This window comes from Halomonas sp. 707B3 (assembly GCF_024158645.1).
Lineage (GTDB): Bacteria > Pseudomonadota > Gammaproteobacteria > Pseudomonadales > Halomonadaceae > Vreelandella > Vreelandella lionensis.
In genome coordinates, this window is the sequence record NZ_JAMZBE010000278.1 from 1 (window position 1) to 1,786 (window position 1,786).

Sequence of the window (1,786 nt, forward strand, 5' to 3'; positions counted from 1 at the left end):
GGGGGCACATTACTTGGAATCGATCAGGCTTGTTGTAGGAGGGAGCTTTAGCTCGCGATGATGAGGGCACCGGTGCCTCGGCAGGCTAAGGGCGGCTGGTGCCGCCGTCGCCCAATAAATTGGCCTCCCACGGTGGGGGCACATTACTTGAAATCGATCAGGCTTGTTGTAGGAGGGAGCTTTAGCTCGCGATGATGAGGGCACTGGTGCCTCGGCAGGCTAAGGGCGGCTGGTGCCGCCGTCGCCCAATAAATTGAGGTAGCTTATTACTTGGGATCAATCAGGCTTGTTGTAGGAGGGAGCTTTAGCTCGCGATGATGAGGGCACTGGTCCCTCGGCAGGCTAAGGGCGGCTGGCGCCGCTGGCACCCAATAAATTGGCCTCCCACGGAGGTAGCTTATTACTCGGGAATCGATAAGGCTTGTGGTAGGAGGGAGCTTTAGCTCGCGATGATTGAGACGGTGGGCAATGGGACCCTGCAAGGGCTTTCTTATCTTTCAGGCGCTAAGCCCGTGGAAGCGGCTGTGTTTGTCAGCATAAGTACGTGTTTGCAAAGGTAGCAGGGCTTTTCGAAGCGATACGGTGGTATCACTTAGCCCCCATCTTTTGCTAGGAGAATATCGGCCCGGTGTTAAAACCTCATCTTTTCCTAACAACTGCTGATGGTACCGCTGAGTCATCTGCTGTAAATCTAGCGCAGTATCACGGTGACAAACAGGATATTGGCTCAGCATTTCAAGAACACAGAGCGAACGTTGGAACTGCTCTTGAGGCATAGCAGTAGCGAGGGTTTCGAGCTCTCTCCAAGTAGGCCGATACCCTTTATACCAGATGGAATCAGCCAGCTTTTTGATATCCTCAACAGCACTCTCAAGGGGGCGAGCCCCCACCCGATATAGCTGCTTATGCGTGACGGAAAACTGCATCTTTAACCCTCGCTATGATGATACTCATCCAGCATCATTTTCAGATTACCTAAAATACGAGTTTCATCGCCAACATAGTAACTGATCGCTTCCCGAGCTAACCGTTCGAATTCTTCGATATCAACATAGGGGAGTTGCAACAATGTTTGAATATCATTTTGGTCGCGTTCGCCAAAACGACCAAGCTTTGAGATTGCCACATCTAGCGCACTCGCGACATAGACTTCAACGTTAGGGGCATGACTTTGGATCATCAACCGAATGACACGATCTTCATAATCTTCATGCAATGGAGCTAATGTCGTGTTAAAGCTGATATCTAGCTCCAATATTTGCACAACTCCTGCATCATCGGTAAACACATAGGCATCTTCGCCTAGAAGGGCGATAATATCAGACTTCTTAGCCAATCCATGTGATGCTACCTCAGCGTCAATATCGGCACTGCCTCGAGCTTGTGTGTGGATATGAACCGCACAGCCACCGAATACAATAGCCTGGAAGACCCCCTTTTCTCCGCTCCCATAGACAGGCACGAGCACATCAAAAAACTCAACTAGCGCGCGCCCAAGTGGTGTGTTGGGCTCGATGATTGGGTAATTACCTGGCGCAATCGGCATAATCTCTCCTAAACATACAAGAAAACGTGCCGCCGTCGCCTAATCAATTAGCCCCTACGACGGTTGCTTCATCGCCTAATCAGGTGCCCTCCTACACCTGCCTTCGGCAATGCCCCGATAAACTGCTGTAGGAGGGAGTTTTTATCAATCAGCGCGAAAAACCGCTTACTTTTAGTGAGCGGATGGATAGCGCGGCATCCGCAGGATGCCCTTGCTGATGATTTGCACAGTGCTATACTA

Annotated in this window: 2 protein-coding genes; both read right to left on the reverse strand. The window is 50.8% G+C overall.

The genetic code is table 11. From position 1 onward, the window contains the following. Window positions 1–497: 497 nt before the first annotated feature. Complete coding sequence (locus BIS10_RS18600; protein WP_062361612.1) at window positions 498–926, reverse strand: hypothetical protein; 429 nt, start codon at window positions 924–926, stop codon at window positions 498–500. Between the two features lie 2 nt (window positions 927–928). After that, window positions 929–1,546 carry a DUF6036 family nucleotidyltransferase gene (locus BIS10_RS18605; RefSeq protein WP_044630553.1) on the reverse strand — a complete coding sequence of 206 codons (618 nt, stop codon included), beginning with the start codon at window positions 1,544–1,546 and terminating at the stop codon, window positions 929–931. Window positions 1,547–1,786 lie beyond the last annotated feature (240 nt).

Bases quoted from the DNA above. Each gene is read 5' to 3' on its own strand.
- BIS10_RS18600 (WP_062361612.1), bottom strand. From the start codon at position 926: ATGCAGTTTTCCGTCACGCATAAGCAGCTATATCGGGTGGGGGCTCGC.
- BIS10_RS18605 (WP_044630553.1), bottom strand. From the start codon at position 1,546: ATGCCGATTGCGCCAGGTAATTACCCAATCATCGAGCCCAACACACCA.